This is a genomic window from Wenzhouxiangella psychrophila (assembly GCF_042310375.1).
Classification (GTDB): Bacteria; Pseudomonadota; Gammaproteobacteria; order Xanthomonadales; family Wenzhouxiangellaceae; genus Wenzhouxiangella.
Genome location: NZ_JBHJMQ010000009.1, coordinates 75,274 through 100,799, shown reverse-complemented (window position 1 = coordinate 100,799; position 25,526 = coordinate 75,274). Strand labels below are relative to the sequence as shown.

At 61.8% G+C, this 25,526-nt stretch carries 19 protein-coding genes; 9 read left to right on the top strand and 10 right to left on the bottom strand.

The window, feature by feature from the left end; all coding sequences use genetic code 11:
• Positions 1-31: 31 nt before the first annotated feature.
• From ACDC66_RS11945 to ACDC66_RS11935, 3 genes are all read left to right on the top strand, one after another.
• Positions 32-466, top strand: coding sequence for a MarR family winged helix-turn-helix transcriptional regulator (locus tag ACDC66_RS11945; RefSeq protein WP_376696957.1), 435 nt, complete (start codon positions 32-34; stop codon positions 464-466).
• 20 nt (positions 467-486) lie between these two features.
• Positions 487-1,224: a pseudouridine synthase gene (locus ACDC66_RS11940; RefSeq protein WP_376696956.1), complete on the top strand. Its 738-nt coding sequence runs from the start codon at positions 487-489 to the stop codon at positions 1,222-1,224.
• 97 nt (positions 1,225-1,321) lie between these two features.
• Positions 1,322-2,446, top strand: coding sequence for a M14 family metallopeptidase (locus ACDC66_RS11935; protein ID WP_376696955.1), 1,125 nt, complete (start codon positions 1,322-1,324; stop codon positions 2,444-2,446).
• Between the two features lie 23 nt (positions 2,447-2,469).
• On the opposite strand, the gene ACDC66_RS11930 is transcribed toward ACDC66_RS11935, so the two are convergent.
• From ACDC66_RS11930 to ACDC66_RS11915, 4 genes are all read right to left on the bottom strand, one after another.
• Positions 2,470-3,132, bottom strand: a complete 663-nt coding sequence (locus tag ACDC66_RS11930; RefSeq protein WP_376696954.1) for a putative 2OG-Fe(II) oxygenase — start codon at positions 3,130-3,132, stop codon at positions 2,470-2,472.
• Positions 3,133-3,207: 75 nt separating this feature from the next.
• Positions 3,208-6,105 carry a TonB-dependent receptor plug domain-containing protein gene (locus tag ACDC66_RS11925; RefSeq protein WP_376696953.1) on the bottom strand — a complete coding sequence of 966 codons (2,898 nt, stop codon included), beginning with the start codon at positions 6,103-6,105 and terminating at the stop codon, positions 3,208-3,210.
• Positions 6,106-6,295: 190 nt separating this feature from the next.
• Positions 6,296-6,964 (bottom strand): response regulator transcription factor, encoded by a 669-nt coding sequence (locus ACDC66_RS11920; RefSeq protein WP_376696952.1) that lies wholly within the window; start codon positions 6,962-6,964, stop codon positions 6,296-6,298.
• 10 nt (positions 6,965-6,974) lie between these two features.
• Entirely contained in the window at positions 6,975-7,745 is a 771-nt protein-coding gene (locus tag ACDC66_RS11915) for a 3-hydroxybutyrate dehydrogenase (protein ID WP_376696951.1), read from the bottom strand.
• Between the two features lie 158 nt (positions 7,746-7,903).
• Here ACDC66_RS11915 and ACDC66_RS11910 point away from each other — a divergent pair, with 158 nt between their 5' ends.
• On the top strand, positions 7,904-9,694 hold the full coding sequence (locus ACDC66_RS11910; protein ID WP_376696950.1) for a 3-hydroxybutyrate oligomer hydrolase family protein: 1,791 nt from the start codon (positions 7,904-7,906) through the stop codon (positions 9,692-9,694).
• A 103-nt stretch (positions 9,695-9,797) separates the two neighbouring features.
• Here the strand turns inward: ACDC66_RS11910 and ACDC66_RS11905 are convergent, their stop codons facing one another.
• On the bottom strand, positions 9,798-10,241 hold the full coding sequence (locus ACDC66_RS11905) for a hypothetical protein (RefSeq protein WP_376696949.1): 444 nt from the start codon (positions 10,239-10,241) through the stop codon (positions 9,798-9,800).
• Positions 10,242-10,377: 136 nt separating this feature from the next.
• Between ACDC66_RS11905 and ACDC66_RS11900 the strand changes: the two genes are divergently transcribed.
• The gene (locus ACDC66_RS11900) at positions 10,378-11,313 is read left to right on the top strand and encodes a YihY/virulence factor BrkB family protein (RefSeq protein ID WP_376696948.1); all 936 of its coding nucleotides are present in this window, start codon (positions 10,378-10,380) and stop codon (positions 11,311-11,313) included.
• A gap of 18 nt (positions 11,314-11,331) precedes the next feature.
• Positions 11,332-11,844, top strand: coding sequence for a class IV adenylate cyclase (locus tag ACDC66_RS11895; protein ID WP_376696947.1), 513 nt, complete (start codon positions 11,332-11,334; stop codon positions 11,842-11,844).
• A gap of 378 nt (positions 11,845-12,222) precedes the next feature.
• Here ACDC66_RS11895 and ACDC66_RS11890 read toward each other — a convergent pair whose 3' ends face one another.
• The 3 genes from ACDC66_RS11890 to ACDC66_RS11880 all read right to left on the bottom strand — a co-directional run bounded on the left by ACDC66_RS11890 (position 12,223) and on the right by ACDC66_RS11880 (position 19,292).
• Complete coding sequence (locus tag ACDC66_RS11890) at positions 12,223-13,338, bottom strand: WD40/YVTN/BNR-like repeat-containing protein (RefSeq protein ID WP_376696946.1); 1,116 nt, start codon at positions 13,336-13,338, stop codon at positions 12,223-12,225.
• Between the two features lie 210 nt (positions 13,339-13,548).
• Entirely contained in the window at positions 13,549-14,745 is a 1,197-nt protein-coding gene (locus tag ACDC66_RS11885; RefSeq protein ID WP_376696945.1) for a hypothetical protein, read from the bottom strand.
• 68 nt (positions 14,746-14,813) lie between these two features.
• Positions 14,814-19,292, bottom strand: coding sequence for a beta strand repeat-containing protein (locus ACDC66_RS11880; RefSeq protein WP_376696944.1), 4,479 nt, complete (start codon positions 19,290-19,292; stop codon positions 14,814-14,816).
• A 432-nt stretch (positions 19,293-19,724) separates the two neighbouring features.
• Here ACDC66_RS11880 and ACDC66_RS11875 point away from each other — a divergent pair, with 432 nt between their 5' ends.
• Complete coding sequence (locus ACDC66_RS11875) at positions 19,725-20,831, top strand: helix-turn-helix transcriptional regulator (protein WP_376696943.1); 1,107 nt, start codon at positions 19,725-19,727, stop codon at positions 20,829-20,831.
• Here ACDC66_RS11875 and ACDC66_RS11870 read toward each other — a convergent pair.
• Positions 20,785-21,858: a tRNA-queuosine alpha-mannosyltransferase domain-containing protein gene (locus ACDC66_RS11870; RefSeq protein WP_376697007.1), complete on the bottom strand. Its 1,074-nt coding sequence runs from the start codon at positions 21,856-21,858 to the stop codon at positions 20,785-20,787. The genes ACDC66_RS11875 and ACDC66_RS11870 overlap by 47 nt on opposite strands.
• Before the next feature lie 45 nt (positions 21,859-21,903).
• Positions 21,904-23,532 carry an AMP-binding protein gene (locus tag ACDC66_RS11865; RefSeq protein ID WP_376696942.1) on the bottom strand — a complete coding sequence of 543 codons (1,629 nt, stop codon included), beginning with the start codon at positions 23,530-23,532 and terminating at the stop codon, positions 21,904-21,906.
• A gap of 98 nt (positions 23,533-23,630) precedes the next feature.
• Here ACDC66_RS11865 and ACDC66_RS11860 point away from each other — a divergent pair, with 98 nt between their 5' ends.
• Positions 23,631-24,932: a replication-associated recombination protein A gene (locus tag ACDC66_RS11860; RefSeq protein ID WP_376696941.1), complete on the top strand. Its 1,302-nt coding sequence runs from the start codon at positions 23,631-23,633 to the stop codon at positions 24,930-24,932.
• Positions 24,933-25,062: 130 nt separating this feature from the next.
• The gene (locus ACDC66_RS11855) at positions 25,063-25,467 is read left to right on the top strand and encodes a hypothetical protein (protein WP_376696940.1); all 405 of its coding nucleotides are present in this window, start codon (positions 25,063-25,065) and stop codon (positions 25,465-25,467) included.
• Positions 25,468-25,526 lie beyond the last annotated feature (59 nt).

Genomic DNA, 25,526 nt, shown 5'->3' with positions numbered 1-25,526 from the left:
GTTTTCAAGCCGGACGGACACTTATTCGACCATGCTCGACCTCGAGGAATTCCTTCCCTACCGCCTGTCCGTGCTTTCCAACAGGATCAGCAACGGTATTGCCCGGACCTACCAGGAGCGCTTCGATCTGAGCGTGACGGAATGGCGGGTGATTGCCATCGTCGGTCGCTATCCCGGAGTTACCGCCACTGAAGTGGCCGAGCGTGCGGCGATGGACAAGGTTGCCGTCAGCCGTGCGGTCAGTCGCCTGCTCGAGTCAGGTCGGCTCGAGCGCCATGACAACCACCCGGACCGGCGCGCCAAGCGACTGTATTTGAGCGGGGAGGGCGAGGATATCCATGAGGCGATCGTGCCGGCAGCCCTGGCCTATGAGCGTGACCTGCTCGAGGCGCTCGAACCCGAAGAGCGGCGCCGTTTTCTCGACAGTCTCGAGCGCCTGGCCAGAGTCGCAGAGCGTCACGGCTGAGTGCGCGGAAATTCCCGGGAATGGCATTCGACATCATCTACCACGACGACTGCCTGTGTGCCGTCGACAAACCGCCGGGTATCCTGGTACACCGCAGTAATATCGCAGCGTCGGACCGGGAATTCGTGATGCAGAACCTGCGCGACCAGCTGGGGCAGCGCGTCTGGCCGGTGCACCGGCTCGATCGAGCCACTTCGGGCGTGTTGCTGTTCGCACTCGACCCGGATACCGCGAAGAAACTCGGTCTGGCCTTCGTGGACCGGCATGTCGACAAGCGCTATCTGGCCGTCGTGCGCGGCTGGACCGAAGAGGCCGGCACGATCGATCACCCCGTTGCGCGGCACGAGCGTGCCGAGGCACGCGAGGCCAGAACGCACTATCGAAGCCTGGCCAGCTGCGAGCTGCCGATTCCGATCGGTGGCTTCGAGACGGCGCGGTACTCGCTGGTTGAGGCCCGGCCCGAAACGGGCCGCCGCCACCAGATTCGCAGGCATTTCAAGCACATATCGCATCATCTGGTCGGTGACACCACATACGGCGACGGCCGGCACAATCGTCTGTTCCGGGAACACCTGCATTGTCACCGAATGCTGCTACACGCGAGTCGGCTCGAACTCGAACACCCATACGACGACTCCCGACTCGAACTGACGGCGCCGCTGAGCGGCGAGTTTGCCCGCGTGGCCGAAGGGGTCTTCGGCTGGACGGGCCAGGGAGCGAGTACCAGCGGTCAAGCATCACGGAGCAAACCCGATTGACGCCTGCGATAAACTGCCTTGGCCAGGCTGTGGCCTGAACCCTGAACCCTGAACCCTGAACCCTGAACCCTGAACCCTGAAACCTGGAAAAAACGCCATGCACATTCATTCCAACTTCGACAGCGGCAACATCGAGGTTCTCGAATCCGAAAGTCCGGACAATATTCGTCTGAAGATCCGCCCCGATGCCGGTGGCGAACACATGCAGTGGTTCCATTTCCAGCTTTCCGGTGCGCGCGACACGCACTGTCGGATGATCATCGAGAATGCCGGGGACGTGTCCTACGTGGATGGTTTCGAAAACTACGAAGCGGTGGCCAGTACTGATCGTATCAACTGGTTCCGGGTGCCCACCGAGTTCGACGGCGAAAAGCTGGTCATCAAGCATACGCCCGACAGTGACACCATTTACTACGCCTATTTCGCCCCGTACACGCAGCACGAACACGAGCAGTTGATTGCCTCTGCTCTGGCCGATTCACGGGTGAGCGCGGAGGTGCTCTGCACCACGCCCGACGGCCGCCCCCATACCATGTTGCGTATCGGCGAGCCGGGCCAGAATCGCAAGACGATCTGGGTCATCGCGCGGCAACATCCCGGCGAGACAATGGCCGAGTGGTGGGTCGAGGGCTTCCTCGAGCGCCTGCTCGATCCGGAAGAACCGGTTGCAAGGCAACTGCTCGATCATGCGGTGTTTTATCTCGTGCCCAATATGTGCCTGGACGGTGCCGCTCGCGGGCACCTGCGCTGCAATGCGAAGGGTCGCAACCTCAATCGCGAATGGGCCGAACCGTCCGAGGAGGCATCGCCCGAGGTGTTCTTCACGCGCCAGAAGATGCACGCCACCGGCGTGGACATGGCCTTCGACGTGCACGGCGACGAGGCGCTACCCTACAACTTCATCGCCGGTGCCGAGGGAACGCCGTCCTGGAACGAGCGCAAGCAGGATCAGCTCGATACCTTCGAAAATCTGCTGGCCGAAATCAGCCCCGATTTCCAGACGAAACACGGCTACGAGGTTGCCCCCCCCAACAGTTCGGACCTGAAGAAGAACACCGACTACATGGCCGAGACCTTCGATTGCCTGGCCATGACGCTGGAGATGCCGTTCAAGGACAATGCCGACCTCCCCTTGCCGGAACTCGGCTGGTCGCCGGATCGCTGCAAGCACCTGGGGGCGGCCTGCGTCGACGCCTTCTGGCGGATTCTCCCGAAGTTGTAATCGGGCGGGGCTCCTGCGGCCGGTCAGGCAGCCTGGAACCAGAAATTCGACGCTACCGTGATGCGTTCGCTCCGGCCGTGGTAGGGGGCGACCTCGTGCATCAGGTGGGACGGAAAGATGATCAGCTGCCCGGGCTCGAGCCGGTAGTTGATCGAGCCGTGCCCATAGGGTCGGCGCAGGCGCATGTTGCCCGGATCGAGGTACATGCTCGACGACGGACGGGCGTCAAGAAAGCGCAGGACGCCGTTGTCGGGGTTGTGCGCGCCTTCGTCGTCTCCGGGAGACACGCAGTACACACTCGACCAGGACGCCATGGGATGGTTGTGAACCGATGCATAGCCGCCGTCGCGCGTGATGTGAAACCAGGTGTGATTCGACACGCTCAGGCGCTTCATCTGTTCGTCGGTGTAGTCGTTTAGGTTTTGCACAACCCGTATGACGCTGCCCACCACGAACCGTTTCAGTGACTGCACGGCCTCGTCCGGCCAGGTGAACAGATTGAATGCCGATTCGAACACGTTGTGCTTGAGCGTGGGCGTTCTGGGGCTGGGTTCGATGTCCGGGCCTTCGCGTTCGAGGAATAACTTCTCGAGCGCGCGGTTGAGCGGTTCCGGTTCGGGATGCCGCGTTTCGACCAGGGGTGCGGCGAAGGCGGGGGTGACGTTGAGTGATGAATCCTGGGGCATGGTTTTCGAAGGCTGTCATGAAAAGGCCCGCGAGCGTGTCGCCCGCGGGCCCGGTTTGTCAACGATCGACCCGGATCAGAAGTCCAGGTTGACCCGGGCGTAGTAGAACTGCCCGGGAATTCGATGCTGGCCGGCATCGAAACTGTTGGCGAATGCCGACATCGAAATCGGCGGATCGCGATCGAAGACGTTGTCAACACCGACCGTGAACTTGCTGGAGGCGAAGTCAAGCTCGTCGAAGTAGTACGACAGCTGGAAGTCGTTGTACACCGTGGATCCAAGCTCGTTGGTTGGATTGTCAGGATCCGGGTTGGAGCACAGTCCCAGCTCAACGAAGCTGGGCGACAGACCGTCGCTGCACGGTTCGGTGTAGCTGTGGACGTAGTGGACGTTCCAGATGGCTTCCCAGTTCCCCATCGACCAGATCAGGTCCAGGTTGCTTCGCCACTCGGGGAAGCTGCGGTCCGGCTGACCGGGCAACATGGTGCCCAGCAGGTCGCGGGTCGTCCCGGGTGCTTCCGGGTCGGAGAAGTCGGGCACCGTTTCCTCGAATTTCGAGGTGTGGGTGCCGCGCCAGATGGTGCGCAGCGCGCCCCAGGAACTTTCGCCAAAGTTGTAGTCGACTGCCCAGTCCACGCCGGCGGTTTCCGTGCTCCCGATGTTGACCTGGGTGTCGAGCAGGCTCGTCACTTCGCCGGAGGGGCCGCGACCGATCAGGCCGCACAACTGGGACGAGAAAGCGCAGGCGTCGAGAACGCTCTGGGCGCCGATTGAGCTGATGGAGTTTTCCAGCTCGACTTCGTAGTAGTCGACCGTCACACCCAGGCCGGGAATGGCCTCGGGGCTCCACACGGCGCCGACCGTGAAGGAATCCGAGGTCTCGGGTTCCAGGTCGGGATTGCCGCCGGTGGTGATGCGGATCTGGGTGTTGATCTGTTCGTAGCTGCCGTCGTCCGGCACGCCCTGAGCGATGCAGTTGTCGATGACCTCCTGCGAGACTCCGCTATCGAGGAAGTTGGAGCAGGGATCGGCCAGTTCCGGGTCGGCAACGCCCTGGCCGCCGAACAGTTCCTGCACGCCGGGTGCCCGGAAGCCTTCGGCGAAGCTGGTTCGCAACAGCAGGTCCTCGTAGGGACGCCAGCGAAGGCCAATGCGGCTGGTCGTCTCCGAACCGAACTGCTCGAAGTCCGAGCCGCGAACCGAGGCACTCAGTTCCAGCAAGTCCGCGGCCGGTGCGTCGGCTACCAGCGGCACGTTGACCTCGGCGTACCAGGCCTCGAGATTGAGGCGGCCGGAGGTCGGTGCACGCTGGCCGCCACTGACGCTCGAGGCCCCGGAGCCGGCCTGAGCCAGCGGATCTGGCGTATCGGCGGCAAATTCACGACGCTTCTCGATACCGGCTGCGAAGCCCAGGGGGCCGGCCGGCAGGTCGACGAGGTCGCCGCTGATGTTGGCCAGCCAGTTGACCATCTCCTGCTCGTTCTGCTCAAGCGCGGTGTAGGTGACGTAGTCGACCATTTCCGGGGTGATCGAGCCGCCGCTGCCCGGGACGTTGCCGGTGCCCTGCTGGCCGCCGAAGAGATTGAACGGCACGCAGTTGCCGGTGCACTGGTCGGCCGGGCCGAGCGCGCGGGCGAGGCGGTCGTGATTGAGCAGGTTCTCGATCGACGCGTTGCGTTCGGAACGCGTGTAGGTGTAGGAGACGTCCCAGTCGAATGGACGACCGGCTACCTGGAAGGAGCCTTCCAGGCCGCCCGTCCAGCTCCAGGTGTCGACCTTGCCGTTGTAATTTCGGGTACCCGCCTCGACGAAACGCCGCCCGGCAAGCACGAGATTGTCCCTCGGGTCGAGATCGAAACCGAAGGGGTTGAACGGGTTGTCGGCCGAGATCCCCACGTCCAGGGGCAGGATGCCCGCGGAGCCGGCGAAGATCGGGATCGGCGCCTGCAGCTGCGTCGACTCACGCCGGTTGTAGAAGGCCTCGGTGAAGAACTGCAGCTGGGGCGAGAACTCGTGGGTCGCCTGCACGAAGGCCGAAGTCTGCTCGAGCGGAATCTGCAGGTAGTTGTCGGGCGCAAAGTTGAAACGGTCGGCCGTGCCGTCGAAGGTTCGGAAATCCCCTTCGGTCGGCGTTCCCGTGCCGGGATCGCGGGTGAGATCCCGGACCTCGCCGGTATTGGGGTCGACGAAGACAAAGCGCCCTTCCGGCGTGGCCGAGGAGCCTCGGCTGATTGCCCCGCCGAAGGTGTCCGCGCCGAACTGCGGCACGCGCGAAATCTTGCGGTCGGCCGCCATGATTTCTTTCTGCTTGGTGTAGCTGATGTTGAACAGCAGGTTGCTGGTGTCGTCACCGCGACCGATGGTGAAGCTGTAGGCTTCTTCCTCGCCGTCGCCTTCGCTCGTTTCGCCGTACTGGGCGCTGGCCGAAGTGTCGGTGAAATCGCTGCGCGTGATGATGTTGATGACGCCGGCGATTGCGTCGGAGCCGTAAACCGAAGAGGCGCCGCCGGTAAGCACTTCGATGCGATCGACCGCGGCGGCCGGAATGGTGCTCAGGTCGGCCGCATTGGCCACACCAGCCTGGGTGGTGGCCTTGACCCAGCGTCGGCCGTTGACCAGCACCAGAGTGCGTTCCGGCCCGAGATTGCGCAGCGACACGCGTTCACCGCCGTCGCCACCCTGGTCGGGTGCGTTAAACGCCGTGTTGATTGCCGAGCCTGAAGAGGTGATCTCCTGGAGCAGGTCGCCCACCCGGATGTGGCCCGATCGCTCGATGGCTTCGCGGTCGATAACCTGGACCGGAGCCGGACCTTCGAAGTCGGTGCGCTTGATGCGTGTGCCGGTGACCTCGAAACGGTCGAGATCAGCGGATTGCTCGGTTTCCTGGGCGCTGGCAGTGCCGGCGACCATGGCGGGCAGCGCGGTGGCAAAGGCCGCCGCAAACACGCTCAACCTGGGTTGAGACTTCTTCATTGGTGTTCCTCCCATTCTTGTTTGAAATTGATCGATCAAGTTCCCCCTTTCATAACGAAAATGTCACAAATGTCGATGCAATTGCAACTATGTAAAACTACGGAGGCGTTTGAAGGCCGCGTGATCACCGGTTCAGGGAACGGTGTGGTCGCGGCAGACCGGCAGCCGGCGGTTAAGCGCTTGTGGGAGGTCAGTCAGTGATCCGACGGGCGGGGTCGACCAGTTCGAGGCGCCTGAGGGCGATGCCGGCCTGGGTGCGGTTGCGCACTTCCAGTTTCTGGAGGATCTCGCTCATGTGCGCCTTGACGGTGCGTTCCTGGATGCCCAGGTCATCGGCGATCTGCTTGTTGAGCCAACCGTCGGCGACCAGCGCCAGCACGCGGAACTGTTGCGGGGTGAGGGCGGCAATGCGCTCGGCCAGTACCAGGTCTTCGTCATCGGAATCGAGATCGGCCACGGCCCGCTCCAGGTGGGGCGGCACCCACTCGCGGCAATCAAGAACCGTGTTGAGTGCGCTCGTCATGTCGTCCAGCCCGGAGCTCTTGGGGATGAAACCGGCCGCGCCGTGGTCGAGCACGCGCCGGATGACGCGTGGGTCCTCGTTGGCCGACACCACCACGACGGCGACAGCCGGGTGATTGCAGCGAATCGAGGCGAGGCCGGCCAGGCCGTGGCTGCCGGGCATGTGCAAATCGAGCAGTACCAGGTCGACGGCTTCGTGTTCGTCGAGCAGGGCGGTCGTCTCGGGCAGGTCGCGCGCCTCGAGGATGTCGACATCGTCCATGCACGCGCCCAGCGCCTGCACCAGAGCGCCGCGGAAGAGCGGATGGTCATCGGCAATGAGAACGCGAGTGGCCATGTCCGCCAGATTACTGCACCGTCCAGCCACCGTCGACAACGATGCACTGGCCGGTGATGTTGCGGGCCGCTGGCCCCACCAGGAAGGCGCAGATGCCGGCCAGCTCCTCGAAAGAAATGAACACCCCCTTGGGCATGGGCTTGAGCATGATTTCGTCGACCACGCGGTCTTCGGAAATGCCGTGCGTTCTTGCCTGGTCGGCGATCTGCTTTTCCACCAGCGGCGTCTTGACGTAGGTCGGGCAGACGGTGTTGATGGTGATATCGGTGTCGGCCGTCTCCAGCGCCAGTACCTTCGAGAAACCGGTCAGGCCGTGCTTGGCGGCGACGTAGGCGCTCTTGAAGGGGCTCGCGACCAGTGAGTGGATGGAGCCGATATTGACGATCCGCCCGAAACCCTGTTCTCGCATGCCCGGCAGCAGGGCGCGGGTGAGGCGTGCGGTGCCGGTGAGCATGACTTGAACGAGTTGGTCCCACTTGTCCATGGGAAAATCCTCCAGGCGTGCGACGTGCTGCAGCCCGGCATTGTTGACGAGCACATCGACCGGGCCGTCCAGTTCCGCGACCAGGCGTTCGACGTCCTCCTCACTGGTGACGTCCAGAGCGTAGCCGCGCGCGCTGCCGCCGGCCTGGGTGATCCGCTCGGCGGTGGCCCGGGCAGCCCGGGCGTCGAGATCGGTGGCGAGTATGCTGTGGCCGGCCTTTGCCAGGTGGTTCGCGATGCCGGCACCGATGCCGCTGCCGGCTCCGGTGATCAGAATGCGCAGGGTGCGGTCGCTCATGGTCGGTAGGGACTCCCGGGGCGGTTTGATCGAGACAAACCGAAGCCTAGCAAAGCCGCGGGCGCTCGACTGCTGTACCAAAGTCCATTGCGAGCGCGTGCGCGCGCCCTGCTAGAGTATTGGTCCCGAATGGAAGCCTCGTGAAGCCGAGAAATCATATGCAACCGAAACTGAGTGCCGCCATTCTGGCGGGTCTGCTCCTGACAGCCTGTGGTTCCGATCAAGACGCCGTCAGCGAAAGACAGGTGGTGGAACTCGATATCCGGACCACCGAACACCGTGACGGCGATGACCTGCTCACCGCCGGCCTGGACCTCGAGGGCATGACGGCTGCACCGCCCCAGCCGACCGATCCGTCAGCGCCGACGCCGGAAGAGCTTCGCCGCATGGCCATCCACAAATCCTGGACCGGTATCCAGTCGTTCACGCCGGCCGGCGGCCTCGGGGGGCTGCTCGATGAGTTGCCTTCCGTCCCGGGTCGCGAGTTCCAGGCCTTCGTGACCGTGGCCGACGCCGTGCATCCGGTTCGCGTGCTGTTGCAGTTGCCCGATGATTTCGACAGCGACTCTCCCTGCCTGGTCGTGGCCCCGGCGTCGGGTTCGCGCGGCATCTACGGGGCCATCGCCCTTGCGGGTCCCTGGGCCTTGCCGGCCGGCTGTGCGGTGGTCTACACGGACAAGGGCGCGGGCACGGATTTCTACGATTACTCCACTGAAACCGGCGTTGCGCTTGACGGCACGCGCACCGCGCCTGGCGGAACAGCCGACCTGGGGTTCCGGGCCGATGAGCGCCCGGAGGATACTGATGAAGCGGCCGTCGCGATCAAGCATGCCCATTCCGGCGACAACCCCGAAGCCGATTGGGGCCGGCACGTGCTGCGCGCCGCCGAGTTCGGCCTTCGCACGCTGGCCGACGAACTCGATGGGGATCTGTCCGCCGACAACACGCGCGTCATCGCCGCTGGTCTGTCCAACGGCGGCGGCGCCGTGCTGCGCGCGGCTGAACTCGACAAAGATGGACTGCTCGATGCAGTGGTTGCCGTCTCGCCGAACGTGACCGCGCCGGGTGCACCGCCACTGTACGACTACGCCACCGCCGCCGCGCTTTACCAGCCCTGCCTGTTGGCGGATATCGAAGCGGTCGGCGAAATGCCCCTGGGCAACCCGGTGCTGGCCGCCAGTGGCGAGTTGCGTTGCGCCTCCCTGGTTCGTGCCGGCCTGCTCGACGAGGCCGAAGCTGCGGCCGCACGCGCAAAGCTGGAGGAACTCGGATTCGAGGACGCTGCCCTGAGTCAGTCGGCGGTCAATGTTGCACTGGACCTGTGGCGCAGCGTCGGGGCCAGTTACGCCTCGGCCTATCTAGGGCGCGGACCATTTGAAATGCCTTGCGGCTATGCCTACAGCGCGCCGGACGCCACGCCGGCCCAGCGCCAGGCCTGGTGGGCAATGCACTCGGGCGTCGGTCCGGGCGAAGGCATTGAATTGACCGGCTCGCTCGGCGACGGCCAGGATGCACATTTTGCGGGATTGCGCTGCCTGCGCCAGCTCTGGAGCGGCCGGGGTAGCGAGGCGCGGCAGTTGCACGAGGCGGTCGAAGCCACGCGTGCTTCCGCCCGGCTGGCCGGCACCCTGCCGGTGATGGTCATTCACGGCGCTGATGACGGCTTGATCCCGGCGGCATTCAGCAGTCGTCCATGGGTCGAACAGGCTCGCGATAACGGCGGCAATGTCGCTTACTGGGAGGTCGAGGATGCCCAGCACTTCGACGTGCTACTGGGTGCGCCGGGTGTGGCCGGGCGCTACGTGCCGCTTTTGCCCTACGGCTGGCGGGCCATGGATCGTGTGAACGATGCGCTCGATGGAAGCGTCCAACTCGGTGATGACCGGGTCATCGATTCCGATCCGGCCCCGGTCGGTGAGCCGCTCAGGTGGGAGGATCTGGGGCTGTGAGGCGGCGCCTGAAAATTTTCAAATCTCAAGCGTCAAGCACCAAACAAATCCGAATGATCAAAATCCCAATGATCTAAACAACTGTACTCCAGAACGCCGGTGTTCAAGACGTCTTTAGGACGCCGCGTTGGAGCATGGCTCGGTTGTAGAGGATCAGGAAAATGCCGATGGCGACGATCACGCCCGAGAAGATGAGGCCGGCGGCACCCATGATCTCGGCGCCGTTGGAGAGCACGAAGTTCTGGAATGATGTCATCAACATGGCGATAAACGAGATGATGAATAGGTGGTAGGCCCAGCGAAGCCGCATCAGCATGGCCAGTGAGCCGAGCAGGGCGCCCCATGTAGCGATGCCCCAGGTAATCACCGCCCAGGCGGGAATGCCGTAGAAGAAGGCCAGCTGTTCCTCGCTGAACGCCGACATGTAGGATTCCATTCGGATCTGGGTGGCGATAAAGTCGAATGCGCCGACTGCATTCCACAGAACGGCAATCACGGCGACGATCCAGAAGTGCACAGGTGGTCGGGAGGCGGGTGTATCGGTCATGGTGGATCCCTCTTCGCGCTGTTTTGGGTATTTTGCGCCTGCCTGCGTAGCGCGGCAAGTCAGTTGCGGGCATGTCACGGGGCGATCACCCGGCACGAATTCTCGTCGTTCAGGGCCCGTCCGGTATCATCGGGTGATGACGTCGAATCGATTTGCAACGGCAGCTGGCTTCCTGCGTCGCTGGGCCAGCATTCTCAAGGCTTCGGGCAAGAATTGGCTCGATAGCCAGGCTTTCATCTACGCCGCGGCCCTGGCGTTCTTTACGGTTTTCTCGATCGCGCCGGTCATGATCGTGATTGTTGCCCTGGTGGGGGTGGTTCTGGGCGAGGACACCGCCCGCGCCGAACTGATGAGCCAGGTCGAGGCTGTGCTGGGTGCCCAGGCCACGGGCGTGGTCGAGACAGCGATCCAGAACTCACAGATCGAGGGTAGTGGACTGTGGCCGACCCTGGCGGGCATTGCGGCTACGGCGGTGGGTGCGACGACGGTCTTCGCCCAGATGCAGAAGTCGCTGAACCAGATCTGGGATGTGGCGCCACGGCCGTCGCGCAATAGCATCTGGTTGTTTATCAAGACACGCGTGCTGTCCCTGACCATCGTGCTGGCAATCGGTTTCGTCCTGCTGGTCTCGTTGTTGCTCAGCGTGCTGGTTCGTGCCGTCATGGAGCATGCCGAGCAATGGCTGCCGATTCCCGCCTGGTCCATGATCGGCATCGAGATCATGCTTTCCCTGGCCGTGGTCACGATGCTGTTCGCGGCGATTTTCAGAATTCTACCGGACGTGTTGCTGCGCTGGTCCGATGTGCTGGCCGCTGCATTCATCACGGCATTACTGTTCACGCTCGGGCGATCCCTGATCGCGTGGTATCTCGCCAACACCGCGGCGGCTTCAGCCTATGGCGCGGCGGGGTCGCTCGTATTGCTGCTGCTGTGGGTCAACTACTCTTCGCTGATCCTGTTGTTTGGTGCGTCCATCTGCCGTTCGCGCCTGGAAGCCGACGACCGGCCGATCCGGCCTCGCAATACGGCCGTGCGGGTGCATCGCGAGTTGATTGAAGACCCAAGCCCCTAGAAAGGAGCGCTGACCGGTATGGCAAGAAATATCGAGATCAAGGCCCGCGTGGCCGACTCGGAGGCGATGGCAGCGAGAGCTGCGCGGATCGCCGAAGAAGGCCCCTGGACCATCCATCAGGACGACACCTTCTTCGGCTGCCGGGACGGTCGTCTCAAACTGCGCGATTTCGGCAACGGCAACGGGGAACTGATCTTCTACCGGCGACCTGATCAGGCCGGCCCGGGACAGTCCGAATATCGCATCACGCCGACCGAAGACCCCGACGGTCTGCGCACGGTGCTGGCCGACGCGCTCGGTGTTACCGGACGGGTCCGCAAGCGGCGCATCCTCTACCTGGCCGGGCGCACGCGCCTTCATCTGGACCATGTCGAGGGCCTCGGGGATTTTCTCGAGCTTGAAGTCGTGCTCTCGGACAAGGAATCTTCCGCGACCGGCGAGTCCGAGGCGCGCTTCCTGATGGAGCGTCTGCGAATCGTTGAAGAGGACCTGGTCGACGTGGCTTACGTGGATCTCTTAGAGGAAGACTGAGCAGCCTTTCTGAAAAAACTGTGTCCACGTGCTGCAAGGTTTGATAGATAGTGGCATCAACCCCATCATCCTGGCCACCGACGGCGACTGCGAGCTCAGCACCGTCGATTTCGACGTGCTCGAAGGAGCTGATCGAGCGCAAGCGCGATTCGGCCGTAAGCGATGCGGAGCGAACTGCCCGTGAACAGTATGAGGCCATCGGCGCATCGCTCTCTCGTTCAACCTTTTCTGGAATGGAATCGCGCTTTTGGCTGTCAACAGGCTCCCGGCATTAATCCGTGAGAATCGCTAGGTGGTGTCTGTAGAAAAGAGCCGGGCATCTGTGCATCCGTTACGAGTGTATCAGTTTGTTATTTTAAGTTCGCCTATCGTTTATTTCTACGGTTGAAACGTACAAACAGACTCGAACATCTCTCGAAAGACCACATCATCACTCTGCCAACTGAACAAGACCGAATTGTTTGAAGATCCTGCCAAGAAGATATCTTCTTTGAAGATGGCCAAATCGGTAAAGCTGCCGCTTAGGCTTCCGAGATCGATGAGGGTCCATGAGTCTCCGTCCGGAGAAGAATAAACGCCATTGTCGCCAGCGACTACGAATCTATCGCCTAACCATTTCACCCCAAAGGTTTCGGTAAACGTCTCCTGAGGTGGCGTGAAATCTTCAGCCGCCCGCCAATTGATGCCCCCGTCGTCCGAAACGAACATATCACCGGTGAAACTCGCCCGGTCTCGACCGGATGCAACATACCTGCCTGCTCCAAAGGCGACATCTTGAAGTTCGATTTGCCGAGGTGGTCCTGGCTGACGTATCCAGGAGTCGCCTCCGTCAGTTGATTGAAGTACTGCGCCCAAATCCCCGACGATCGTAAACGTTCCATTCCGGAAATATATGCCATTAAGCCAAGTTTCTCCTTGACCATTCAGATCAAGCACCTCCCAAGTACTTCCTTTGTCGGAAGATCTCATAACCAGATTTCCATCGACGTTTCCCTCGAACCCTGCTCCAACCATGATGAAGGAGCCATCGCCGAAGGCAACGCTCTGCGGTCGGTTTGTCGAGCCTACAATGCCCGGGTCTTCTCGAGTCCAGTTTCTATTGTCCTGGGATCGCACAACCGTACCTTCCCATCCGACTGCAACCGTCCAGCCATCACCATGTGCGAGATCAAGTAAGCCGGATGTTTCCGTAGGCATCGAGTTGCTGTGCCAGTCAAGTGCGTTCTTGGAGTAGGCGCTCCTTGCCTCTGTGTTATTAGTGCCATCAACTGCAATTAGTTCGCCCTGAATGCATATTACGGCATTTGGCCTGTAGCCTATTTCAGTCGTTGTTAGGGCTCCTGCGGGGGGGACGGGCAAAATTGCGATAGCCGCTGCTAACGCGCCGGAGTGAATTTTTGATAGCTGCATTTCCTCTGCGCTCCTGTCGCTCAATTCAAAATTGATTGTGTTGATCCGTGAGTATGCCGGTTGATATTGGCTCTCCAGTTTCATTGTTGGAGTGGCCGGTGTTGCTGAACGTGCTAGGCCCCGTAACCATAGATGCATTGGATATTTTCTTGCTTGTTGTTTCGACGGCTCTTCCTTTGATCTGGATGATCAATCTATAGATTTATGGGCTTCCCATGCTCTCGTCTTCCTATGTTCAATGCTCTCCAGTCAAGTCACTGACACGCAGGTGTCGCTCACATTTGGGAGAGAAAGTTAGTCTTGAAAGCGGTCCTTGAAGATCTCAATATCAAGGGGGTTTATGAAAAATACGGACGAATTGTTCGACAAGAACGCATCGGGAGTCGTGGCTGTTGCTTCCGTCTCAAGCACCAGGAACGGCTCGACATCATCGATAGAGACAGCAACTTCAAGCTCGAGAGTGCAGGCTTTCCACTGTTTTGCTGCGAGTGTGAAAGTCTCTGACATGTAAACTCCCGAGCTGACCGTTCCATTACAAGTATCATCAATGAGTGACAGTTGGCTTGGAATGGTGACCTCGGCGGCCACGTCAGCTGAGGTCTCGGAGTCGTCAGTGTTATACGTCAAGGTTGTCACCTTGAAGGTTTGGCCCAGGAAGGTGTTTTCATCAGAAATGATTTTGTCGTACGGCTCCAGCGTTCCGGCACCGATTGAGTGGTAAAGATCGGCTGATCCAGCGGGGTCGTTTGCTGTGCTAAGAGCGTCGGATATGTTGTCGATTTCAACTGAATCACCAGCTTCCGAATTGCTTGCCCGAACTCCGAGGAAATCAACCGGGCTGGCGCCTGAGCCGTTCTTGTCCGACATATCTTTGCCGGCAAAAATCAAACGACCATCGTAGTAGATTGAAAGCTTGCCATCGATTGTTGTCGTAAACGAAACGTCTACGGTTTGGTTCTCTACCCAGTCGACCCCAGTGGGAACCAGGTTGATAAATTCATCGGTCTCGTCGAAGTCCTGAAAGACCCAGACATTCTGCGACGGATAGAATCCGATGGAGGCGTTCAAAAAATCACTTTCTGAGCCGACTATGAGAGAAACATTTGATGTGTTTAGGTTGGGTCGAACTTCTACAGTAAGCGTTCCGAATTGACCGGTGCTGACTCTCCTTCCCAGCACCTGGCCGAAGGATTCGGAGCCATCCGAAATATGGGCGCCGGATTGTCCATCGATCCCTGACGAAACTACCGTATCGCCAGTATCGACTACGTTGAACCAGTCGCTCTGATCGACCAGGCTTTGACCCGGAGTGTAGGATTCGAAATCATCAAACAGACCGGCTGGCGTTCCGCGCGCATCATCGGCAGAACTTTGAATGGATGGCCCGGTTGCTTTGGCGAGCTGAGGAGGTGGAATCTGAGCTTCAGAATTCGCTGCGATCAATGCAAGCGTCAGAGTTAGCAAGCAAGAATGGATGAGCGTTTTCATCATTTATCTCCCGGTAGTGAATCTTTGGGTGCCGTTTGTTGAGTACGGCTTGCTTCGAGGTCCCCGTAACCTTATTGCTCGAATCTGTCGGAAAAAATGCCGATTGCAATCGTCGCGGTGTTGGTGTTGCTGGTCTCATCGATATCGACAACCCCCGAAGGAATAGTGGCGGTCGCGGTGTTCGAGATCTCGTCGCTGGTGATTTCCGGGATTGTTCCTGTCAGCTCGACCGTCACGCTGTCGCCTTCCGGAATGTCGGCCGTGAGGCTCACGGCACCCGATCCGCTCGTCTCGCTGCAGCTGGCCGACCCGGCAGCCATGCAGCTCCAGCTCACACCGTTGAGCACGGCGGGCGGATTGTCTTCGACCGCGATGCCGGAGACGTCGCTAGGCCCGGAGTTGCTGACGATGACCGTGTAGGTCAGCAACGCACCGGTCTGGAGGGTAGAGACCTCCACCGTCTTGTCGACCTGGATATCGGCACCCGCATTGACCGCGATGTCGAAGGTGGCCGGCGCTGATTCGTCGCTGCCGCCGTTGGCCGTGCCGCCGTCGTCGCTCAGCACGACGGTGGCCGTCGCCGTGCCGGTGACATCCGGGGCGGGCGTGAACGTGAGCAGGCCATTTGCATCGATGGCGGGTTGCTGATCGAACAGCGAGGCATTGTCCGTCGTGACCTCGAAAGCCAGGGTCTGGCTCGATTCCTCCGGACCGGCCGAAACATCGGTCGCCCAGGTTTGCGAGAACGCAGTGTCTTCCAGTGTCTCCACATCGGACCCGGCAACGAACGTCGGCGCATCATTGATGCATGCCACGCTCACGGCCACCGTGGCGCTGGACCCGCCCGGGGCCAGCGTGTAGCTGAAGTCATTGGGTGGCGCGCCGTCGTTGCAGGCATCGGCCGTCGGCTCGTAGGTCAGGCCGCCGCCGGTGACAACGACCGTGCCGGCAGCCGGCTGGGTGACCGCGTCGATCGCGATCGGACCGCCGTCGACGTCGGTGTCGTTGGCCAGGACATCGATGGCCGTGGGCGCGGCGTCTTCGTCGAGGCTTGCCGCATCATCGACGGCGACCGGTGGATCATCAACGGGCTCGACCGTGATCGTCACCGTCGCGGAACTGGTCGCCCCGTTGTCGTCCTCGAGGGTGTAGTCGAAGGTGTCGCTGCCGCTGGCATCGGCCGGCGGGGTGTAGATGAAATCACCGTTGGCCTGCAGGTCGACGCTGCCGCCGAGGCCGGTGGCGGTCAGCGTGCCGGGATTCATCACCGACAGCGGGTCGTCGGGGTCGCTATCGGGCCCGCTGCCGTTGTCAGCAAACACGTTGCCGGCAAGCTGGACGTCCTCGTCGCTGGTGAAGGCGTCGGCGGCCGCGGCGGGCGGATCGTTGACGCCGTCGATCGTGATGTCGACCTCGGCGGTGGCCGTCGCGTTGCCGTCGGTGGCGCGATAGGAAAACGCATCGCTGCCCTGTTCGCCGACGTCGAGCCCGACGAACTGGCCGTTGGGGTCGTAAACGAAAGTGCCGTCGGCGGCCGCCGTGACCGTCGCGCCGGAAGGCAGAGACACGGCTGTGCCCAAATTGCCGGCCGAGCCTTCCACCTGGTCGACCGTCAGCACATCGCCGTCGATATCGGTGTCGTTGACGAGTACGCCGTCGTCGGACGAATCGCCATCCGTGCCGGTGCCGTCGGCGTCCGAGGCAACCAGCACTGAAGCCTCTCCCGTCGTCCGTGCGTCAACGTTTGCTACCGGTGCGTCATTTGCGCCGTTGATCGTGATCGTCACCGTCGCCGAATCCGATGCGATGCCGTCGGAGATCGTGTAGTCGAAAGTGTCGGTGGCCGTGTCGCCGACAGCAAGGCTCTCGAACTGGCCGTTGGGGTCGTAGATGAAGGCGCCGCTGGTGTCGACGGTCAACAGCGCGCCGGAAGCGAGCGTGATTTGTGCCCCGACATTGCCTGGCACCCCGTTGACCTCGGTCACGCTCAGCGGGTCGCCGTCAGGGTCCTCGTCGATGCCGTTGCCATTGTCGGAAAGAGTATTGCCGTCGAAAGTGGCGTCTTCGTCAGTCGCTACGCTGTCTGATTGGGCGACGGGGAGGTGATTTGGGTTGGTGTTGTAGTGTGCGAGATATGCATTAACGTTGCCACCAGCTTGCGTGAATATCCCGCCAACATAGAGTTCACCGCCAATGAAGTTCAAAGCGTATACAAAGAGCCCCGCCCCATTTCCAAGCGCCGACCAGCCGGCGTTGCTCGTTTGGGAAGTGTCGTATACGGCGATGTTGTTCGCCGCCATGCTTCCGGCCTGACCGAACCGTCCGCCAACGTAAAGATTATCTCCGCTGGGGGCTAGGGCATAAACGCTGCTGTCCATCCCGTCTCCAAGCCCTGACCATCCGGCGTTTCCGGTTTGGGAAGTATCAAAGGCCGCGATATGATCCGCGGGTGCACCGCCAGCATGTTCGAAAAAGCCGCCAACATACAGGTTGTTGTCGATCGCAGCCAGAGCGCGCACGGTGCTATCTACTCCATCCCCGAGTGCCGACCAGCCGGCATTGCCGGTTTGGGTGGTGTCGTAGATCCCGATGCGGTTTGTGGGTGTGCCACCGGCTTGGGTAAAAGCGCCGCCGACATAAAGGTTATCTTCCATTGCGGCGAGAGCAAACACGGTGTTGTCCACTCCGTCACCGAGCACCGACCATCCAGCATTGCCAGTCTGGGCGGTATCGTAGACTGCAATAAGGCTAGCGGGCGCGTTGCCCGCCTGGGTGAAAAGTCCGCCAACGTACAAATCATCGCTTATCGCAGCCAAGGCGTAAACGCTGCTGTTCGTCCCGTCCCCTAGTGTCGACCACCCTGCGTTTCCCGTCTGGGTGGTGTCGTAGACTGCGATGTTGTCCGCGGGCGCGCCACCAGCTTGGGTGAAATCTCCTCCGACATAAAGGTCATCGCCAATAGCGGCCAGGGCCCAAACGGTGTCGTCCAACCCGGTCCCTAGCGCTGACCAACCGCCGCTACCGGGCTGGCTGGTGTCGTAGACCGCGATATAGTCTGCCGGCACTGCGCCGGTCCGGGTGAAGTCTCCGCCGGCGTAAAGGTCGTCACCAATTGCAACCAGAGCCCGCATGGGGGCGCTCACTCCATCCTCGATCGCCGACCAGCCTGCGTTTCCAGTTAGCGTCGTATCATAGACTGCGACATGACTTAGGCCGATGCCGCCAGCCGTCACGAAGCCGCCGCCGACATACAGATCATCGCCGATCGTAGCCAATGTGCTCACGTTAGCGAATGTGCTCACGTTGTTGTTCACCCCTTGGCCAAGAGTGGACCAGCCGGCATTTCCGGTTTGCGCAGTATCGTAGACGGCGAGGTGCTTGGTGGATGACCCTCCGGCCTGAGTGAACGATCCTCCGACGTACAAGTCATCGCCGATCGCGGTCAGTGCAAGTACATTGCGCACACTACCGTTCACTCCGTCCCCCAGCGTCGACCAGCCTGCGTTGCTCGCCTGAGCGGTATCGTAGACCGCGATACTATTGGCGGGCGCGCTGCCGGCTTGGTTAAACTCCCCCCCAATGTATAGGTCATCACCGATCGCGACCAAGGCGTTCACCTGGCCGTTGTTCACCCCGTCTCCAAGGGCTGACCAGCCGGCGTTTCCGGTCTGCGTGGTGTCGTAGGCGGCAAGCCGGCTGATGGAGGTGCCGCCGGCCTCGCTGAAAGCTCCCCCGACGTACAAGTCATCGCCAATCGCGGCCAATGCCAGTACACCACCGTTTACTCCGTCGCCGAGCGCGGACCAGCCGGCGTTCCCGGTCTGCGTGGTGTCGTAGACGGCAAGGCGGCTGGTGGACGTGCCGCCGGCTTGGTTGAAGCTGCCTCCCACGTACAAATCGTCACCGATCGCAGCCATGGCATGCACCCAGTTGTTCACCCCGTCCCCGAGCGTCGACCATCCGGCGTTCCCGCTCTGCGTGGTGTCGTAGACGGCAATGTGGTTGGCAGAAGCGCCCCCAGCTTGGTCAAAGGTGCCTCCCACGTACAGGGCCTCGCCGATTGCGGCCAGAGTGTTTACGGCACCGTTCACACCGTCGCCAAGCGCAGCGAACTCGCCGGTGGTTGGATTGAAGCGGGCCACACTGGAGGTGGCTGCGAACCCGCAGGCCCTGAAAATATTGCCGCCCAGGAACAGCTCTCCATTGATGACCGTGGCCGCGACCACACTGCCACTGCAACCCGGAACGCCGAATTCTCCCTCGGACCATTGATCGTTGGTGCTACCTGATCGAACAAACCTCGGCGCCTGTCCTTCCTGACTCACCATCTGGAATCCGGTCGGATCGATCGAACCTGAAAAGTCATCGGGGAGCACGACGTGGCCGTTTTCGTCGACCAGTTCGCCAAGCGAGGCATCGAAGTCTTGCGCTGCGTTCGGGGACTGTTTGGCGAATGGCGCTTCATTTGAAGTGGCCATCGATGCCACTGGCATCAGGAGGATCAGTGCGATCAGGATCTCTGGAAAGACGGGCAAGCGGTCATTGCGCATGGCTGTCGGTCCTGTTGTTGATAATCGGATGATTGTTGAATTGGCGCTCAGGGCTCGACGCACTCCATCGAAAGGTCACGCTCGAAGACTCGGGAAGGTCGACGTTCGCGCTGGTCGGCCCCGAGCCGCTGGCGCTTCCGCAGGTCGCACCGCTTTGTGCGGTGCAGGTCCAGGTCGGGTTGTTGAGCCTCCGCAGCGGCGGGTTGTCGCCAAGCAAGCCGGAGAGATCGCTGCCCCCTCATTAGTAACGGCTCGTCTGGGATAAAACATCCTCCCCCTTTGATTGCTCGACTAGCACTCCCTATGTTCAAAATACTGAAGATCGGTCGACGATTCCTCCCCCATTTGGGTGAAATGGGTCCCGGTTTCTCATTGACCCGTGTTGTATGGGTTTGATAGAAAAAACGCAGGGAGCATTTAGGGAAGGCCGGGATGCCAACAAGTCGGGGTCGGGATCGGACCATCGCTGCACTCTATGGAGCGGCGACGGGGCGGGTTGCCTGGGACGAGTCGCTTTCTGTTCTCTCCGACTACCTCGAGGTCTACGGCATCACGCTCGACACTTACGATTTCGAGCAGTCCGCCGGCACGGCGCTGGCGACGAACCTGCCGCCGGATCCGGCCATCCTGGAGTACAACGAAGAGTTCGGCCGCGCCAATCCGCTGATCGAGCGTTCGCGGCGATATCTGGAGGGCAACTACGTCTTTCCGGCTTCGCACTTCGTGCGGCCCGAGGACTTTGCCCGTACGGATCTCTACAACGAGGTGTATCGGCGCCTCGGTATCGAGTACGTGGCGGGCATGGCGCTCGATTCCGGTCCCGAGTACACCACGCATCTGACCGTCATCAAGCCCTCGGGCGATCCGGATTTCTCCGAGCGCGAGCTGGCGCGGATGCGCTCGATTCATGCCCACGTCCGCGAGGCGTATGCGGGTTTCAGACATGTTCAGAGCACACGTCGGGACCTGGCGCGCCTGACCAGTCTCTGGGATGCCATCGAGCATGCCGTCATCGTCGTCGGCGCCGGCATGCGCGTTCGCTTCGCCAACCGGGCGGCCGAAGCCATTGCCGGCCGGCCGCGGACGTTCTTTGCCGCAAGCGATGAACTTCATTTCTGGCTAGGCAACGCCTCGCTGGTCGAGGCGACACGTTCCGTGCTAACGGGCAAGGACGACTTGCGCCATCTTTCGGGCCTGGCCATCGGCGAGTTTGACGGGCTGAATGCGTCCATCTTCCGGCTGGACAACGGCGAGGTCGTCCTGGTGATCTCCGATCCCGTTCGCGTTCGAAGGCTGTCAGTCGAGGCCTTGATACAGCGGTTTTCGCTCACGCCCGCCGAAGCGGAGATCGTTCGGGAAGTCATCGGCGGTGAATCACTTCGCTCGCTCGCCGAAGACAAGGGCTTGTCCTATGAAACCGTTCGCTCGCAATTGAAAAGCGCGATGACCAAGAACGGATGGCATCGGCAGACCGAGATGGTCGCCGATGTGTTCAGCCGGCTACTTCCCTTCGGCGACCTGGACGGTCGTGGACTGTAGAGTCGGTCAGCGCATCGAACCAGCGGTTCTTGAGTCTTTCTCCATACCACCCTTTCACGTCCGGCGGCCGGAGGTGTTCCGTCAAGAGACATTCTTCGATCTTTCGGGCAAGCGCTTTCATCTCACCGGGCGGATACCGAAACACCCGCGGATACTGCTCCGGATAACACAGCGCGTCCGGCACGACCGGAATCGCGCCGGCGCTGACGGCCTCGAGCATGGCCAGGCCCTGGAATTCGTGGGCGGCGGTGCTGACCACGATGCCGGCGCGCCCGAGCAGCGCACGATAGTCCTCGCGCGGCAGCAGGCCGTCGGCAACGATGCGATCGCCCAGTTGCCTCCGTATCCGTGTCAGGGCCGCAGGTGTATTGCGGGGGCGTTTGCCCAGCAGGGCGAGCCGAAAATCGATGCCTTCTTCGGCCAGGCGGCAGACGGCTTCGGCGAACAGCTCCGGCTGTTTGTCGTATTCCCAGCGGTGGTTCCAGACGATCAGCCGTCGGTCACGATGCTCGGCCGCTGGCACGGGCTCGACCGGAACCGGCAGGATGCGACTTTTCGGCGCCAGTCTTTCGGCGAGGTCGCGGGGTGCACGGTCGGGCATCTTGGCGGCGAATCGTGCCGCGCCTTCGAGGAAGGACTGCCTGTTGTAGTCGGAATTGAACAGCAGTTCGTCGGCCGCCAGGGCGCCGTAGATCTGCACGATAGCGTGCTCGATGGTCTTGACCTGGTTGCGGCTGACCGGGTAGGCCAGCTGGTTTTCGTGGAAATAGTAGCTCGTTGGCGCGTCGGCCAGCTGCGGATGAATGCCGCGCAGGGTGGCTAGGTCGACCATCGAGGTGGCCAGCACCCGGTCGGGCGGTTCGGGCGGAATTGCGTCGAGCCAGCTCAGCGGATTGCCGCGGATGCGCCAGGCGAAGTGGCGACCGGGTAATTCACGCACCGTCCATTCGATGTCCTCGATGTTGTTCACCAACCAGTCCGCCCAGGCGGCGTGGCTGTCGGAACGGTAGGCGGACAGGAGCAGAATGCGGGTCACTTGTTTGACACCACTTTGGGGGCGGCGTGAGCCTGCTCAGTCCTCGAACTCGACCCGGTTGTCCGCCCGGGCGACCACATCGGTGTACTTCGCCTCGATCACATCGCGCTTGATCTTGAGCGTGGGCGTGAGCAGGCCGTTGTCGACTTCCCAGGTTTCGCTGACCACGATCAGGCTGGCGAGGCGTTCGTGCGATTCCAGATCCTGGTTCAGCCGGTCGAGATCGGATTCAAGCTGCCGGGATACATGCTCCTGATCGTCGGGCGCATGTTCGGCCAGTTGCACCAGCGCGACCGGTTGGGTCATGCCGCTGCCCAGCACGCAGGCGATCTCGATCCAGGAATTGCGCGCCAGCAGGCTCTCGACCGGCACCGGCGCGACGTACTTGCCCTTGGCCGTCTTGAACAGTTCCTTGACGCGGCCGGTAATGGTCACCCAGCCGTTTTCGATGAAGGCGCGGTCTCCGGTGCGGAAAAAGCCGTCTTCGGTCATGCTCTCGGCGCTGAGTTCGTCGGCCCTGTAGTAGCCGTCCATCAGGCAGGGGCAGCGGATCAGCAATTCCTGTTCGTCGCTGAGCTTCAGTTCGGCCTCCGGAAGCGCACGGCTGATCGTGCCGAAGCGCGGCTCGACGTCCAGCCCGATCTGCGTGCCGTAGGCAAAAGTCTCGGTCATGCCCCAGCCCTCGCGAATGGTCACGCCCAGCCGGTCCCACCATTCGAGCAGCGACACGGCCATCGGCGCGCTGCCGCTGGCGAACCAGCGCGCCTGATCGAAGCCGAGCTGCTTCTTGATCTTTCGCTTGATCAGTGTCGAGACCAGCGGGATCCGCAGCAGACGATCGAGTTTCTCCGGCGGCAGCTTTTCGAGCACGCCGAGTTGGAAGCGCTTCCACAATCGGGGTACCGAGCCGAACAGTGTGGGCCTGGCGTGCCGCAGGTCTTCGGCAAAGGTATCGATGGATTCGGCAAAATAAAGCGACGTCTCGGCGTAGAAACTGGCCGCCTCGACATAGGCGCGTTCGGTGCAGTGCGACAACGGCAGGTAGGAAAACACGCGGTCGTTCGGTTCCACGCCCAAAGCGGTCGGCAGCGTGTGCCCGACAAAGGCGAAATTGGCGTAACTGTGCATCGCGCCCTTGGGTGTGCCGGTGCTTCCCGAGGTATAGAGCAGGGTGGCCAGGTCTTCCTCGCGGCGCTGGCGCAGCTGGAAATCCCCGGCGGCTTGTTCCACCAGTTCCTCCCAATCCAGATTGCCGCTGGTGCCGGGGTAGGGCATGGCGATGCGGCTCACTCCCTCGGGAACGCCCGCGAGGCGCTCGTTTGCTTCGTCGATCTTGCCGACAAAGCAGGCACGGCAGTCGCTGTGCTCGAGAATCTGGCGAATGGTCTCGGCCTTGGCCGTGGGGTAGACCGGTACGCTGACCAGCCCGGCGAGAATGATCGCCATGTCGGCCAGGACCCAGTGCGCACAATTGCGCGATATCAGGCCGACGCGGTCTCCGGGTTCGAGCCCGAGCCGCTCCAGGGCGGCGGCCATGCGGCGCGCTTCGTCGAAAGCCTCGGCCCAGGTCCAGGTATGCCACTCCCGCTCGATGGGCTGGGAGAGGTAAAGCTGGTCGGGTGTGCTTTTCGACCGATGCACCAGTTGATCCTGAATGCCGCGCATGCTGGCTCCTCCCCTCGTTGTCGTGTGGTGGTCACGAGTATAGCAACGGCTGCGTTCGGGAGCCTTGCCGGCCCTGCCCGGGCGTAAAATGGCGGATCATGAGCGATCTGTTTGCATCCGAGGAAAGCGATCAGTCACCCGGCGGCCCGCTGGCAGACCGGCTGCGCCCGAAGCAGTTCGATGAAGTGGTCGGGCAGGATCACCTGTTGGGTGAGCAGGGGCCGTTGCGGCGCATGATCGACTCCGGCCGCCTTGCCTCCCTCGTCTTCTGGGGCCCGCCGGGGACAGGCAAGACCACCATGGCCCGCCTGCTTGCCCAGGTCGGGGATCTGGCTTTCGTCCAGATATCGGCCATTTTCTCGGGCGTCGGCGACCTCAAGAAGATCTTCGAGGCGGCAAGCCTGCGCCGCCGCAACGGCCAGGGCACCTTGCTGTTCGTCGACGAGATTCACCGCTTCAATCGCGCCCAGCAGGACAGCTTTCTGCCGCACGTGGAAAACGGCACTATCATCCTGGTCGGCGCGACCACCGAAAACCCGTCGTTCGAACTCAACGGGGCGCTGCTCTCGCGCATGCAGGTGCTGGTGCTGCAACGCCTCGACCGAGAGGCGCTCGACGGGCTATTGAAGCGGGCCGAGCAGTACCTCGGGGGTCCGTTGCCGGTCGACGACGGAGCACGCGACATGTTGCTCGCCATGGCCGATGGCGACGGGCGCTACCTGCTCAATATGGCCGAGGCGGTCCATGAACTGGCCGGCGCGGACGAAATGATCGACAGCGAGCGCCTCCCGGGCCTGGTACAGCGTCGTTCGCCGGCTTACGACAAGGATCGGGAAGCCCATTACAACCTGATCTCGGCCCTCCACAAATCGCTGCGCGGTTCAGACGCCGACGCCGCCCTCTACTGGCTGGCGCGCATGCTCGTCGGCGGCGAGGATCCGCTCTATGTCGCACGCCGCCTGATCCGCTTCGCCTCCGAGGATATAGGACTGGCCGAACCGCAGGCCCTCACGCAGGCCTTGGCCGCGCGGGAAGCCTACGAGGTGCTGGGTTCGCCCGAGGGCGAGTTGGCCATCGTCCAGGCCACGCTCTACCTGGCTACGGCGCCCAAGTCCAATGCCATCTACAAGGCGGCCGGAACGGCCTGGCGGTCGGCGAAGGAAACCGGATCGCTGATGCCGCCGGCGCATATCCTCAATGCGCCGACCGGCCTGATGAAGGATCTGGGCTACGGCAAGGAATATGTCTACGACCACGACACCGACAAGGGATTTTCCGGACAGAACTATTTCCCCGAGGAAATGGAACGGCAGCGCTTCTATCGCCCGGTCGAGCGCGGCTTCGAGCGTGAGGTGCTCAGGCGGCTTAAATGGTGGGAGCAGCAGCGTAATCCCTCCTGAACGCCGGCCCTTGCCCGACGAGTGGATCACATTTGTGAGGGAGCGGTTTCGGGCGACCCGCAATCTGGGTTATATTGCAGTCGGATGCAGCAGTTGTGACAGCCGTCACTGATCTGCAGGAGGCCGGAGAATGCGCCGAGAAGACGACGACAACATTTACGAATTCGTCACCGACGACACAATCAAGCGTGCCGAGGAGATGTGTTCCTCGCTGTCGAGCAATATCGGGCTCGAGCGGCGGGGCCAGACGACCTACTACCAGGGCGCCATTTCCGACATGAGTTCCATGTCCGGTCGCTTCAGCAAGGTGACCGTGGCCGATTCCGGCAGCAGCGCCGATCAGTTGACACTGATTTCCGATCGGCCCCTGCCTTCATCCGGAAATGCGTTGCTCGTTTTCCGGGCCGGCCCGGGCGAGGACATGAAATACCTGGGCAAGCATGGCGACACCTCTCCCGGCCAGCGCCAGGAAGACGAGGACGAAGAGAAGCATATCGTCCGCTATACGATCCTGCGCGACGTCCGCAAGCGCTAGGATTGCTCCGGGCTTCTCCTGGAGCCCATGAAGACGACTGCGCGAGCGTCCGGCAAGGC

Bases quoted from the DNA above. Each gene is read 5' to 3' on its own strand.
- ACDC66_RS11945 (WP_376696957.1), top strand. From the start codon at position 32: ATGCTCGACCTCGAGGAATTCCTTCCCTACCGCCTGTCCGTGCTTTCC.
- ACDC66_RS11940 (WP_376696956.1), top strand. From the start codon at position 487: ATGGCATTCGACATCATCTACCACGACGACTGCCTGTGTGCCGTCGAC.
- ACDC66_RS11935 (WP_376696955.1), top strand. From the start codon at position 1,322: ATGCACATTCATTCCAACTTCGACAGCGGCAACATCGAGGTTCTCGAA.
- ACDC66_RS11930 (WP_376696954.1), bottom strand. From the start codon at position 3,132: ATGCCCCAGGATTCATCACTCAACGTCACCCCCGCCTTCGCCGCACCC.
- ACDC66_RS11925 (WP_376696953.1), bottom strand. From the start codon at position 6,105: ATGAAGAAGTCTCAACCCAGGTTGAGCGTGTTTGCGGCGGCCTTTGCC.
- ACDC66_RS11920 (WP_376696952.1), bottom strand. From the start codon at position 6,964: ATGGCCACTCGCGTTCTCATTGCCGATGACCATCCGCTCTTCCGCGGC.
- ACDC66_RS11915 (WP_376696951.1), bottom strand. From the start codon at position 7,745: ATGAGCGACCGCACCCTGCGCATTCTGATCACCGGAGCCGGCAGCGGC.
- ACDC66_RS11910 (WP_376696950.1), top strand. From the start codon at position 7,904: ATGCAACCGAAACTGAGTGCCGCCATTCTGGCGGGTCTGCTCCTGACA.
- ACDC66_RS11905 (WP_376696949.1), bottom strand. From the start codon at position 10,241: ATGACCGATACACCCGCCTCCCGACCACCTGTGCACTTCTGGATCGTC.
- ACDC66_RS11900 (WP_376696948.1), top strand. From the start codon at position 10,378: ATGACGTCGAATCGATTTGCAACGGCAGCTGGCTTCCTGCGTCGCTGG.
- ACDC66_RS11895 (WP_376696947.1), top strand. From the start codon at position 11,332: ATGGCAAGAAATATCGAGATCAAGGCCCGCGTGGCCGACTCGGAGGCG.
- ACDC66_RS11890 (WP_376696946.1), bottom strand. From the start codon at position 13,338: ATGAAACTGGAGAGCCAATATCAACCGGCATACTCACGGATCAACACA.
- ACDC66_RS11885 (WP_376696945.1), bottom strand. From the start codon at position 14,745: ATGATGAAAACGCTCATCCATTCTTGCTTGCTAACTCTGACGCTTGCA.
- ACDC66_RS11880 (WP_376696944.1), bottom strand. From the start codon at position 19,292: ATGCGCAATGACCGCTTGCCCGTCTTTCCAGAGATCCTGATCGCACTG.
- ACDC66_RS11875 (WP_376696943.1), top strand. From the start codon at position 19,725: ATGCCAACAAGTCGGGGTCGGGATCGGACCATCGCTGCACTCTATGGA.
- ACDC66_RS11865 (WP_376696942.1), bottom strand. From the start codon at position 23,532: ATGCGCGGCATTCAGGATCAACTGGTGCATCGGTCGAAAAGCACACCC.
- ACDC66_RS11860 (WP_376696941.1), top strand. From the start codon at position 23,631: ATGAGCGATCTGTTTGCATCCGAGGAAAGCGATCAGTCACCCGGCGGC.
- ACDC66_RS11855 (WP_376696940.1), top strand. From the start codon at position 25,063: ATGCGCCGAGAAGACGACGACAACATTTACGAATTCGTCACCGACGAC.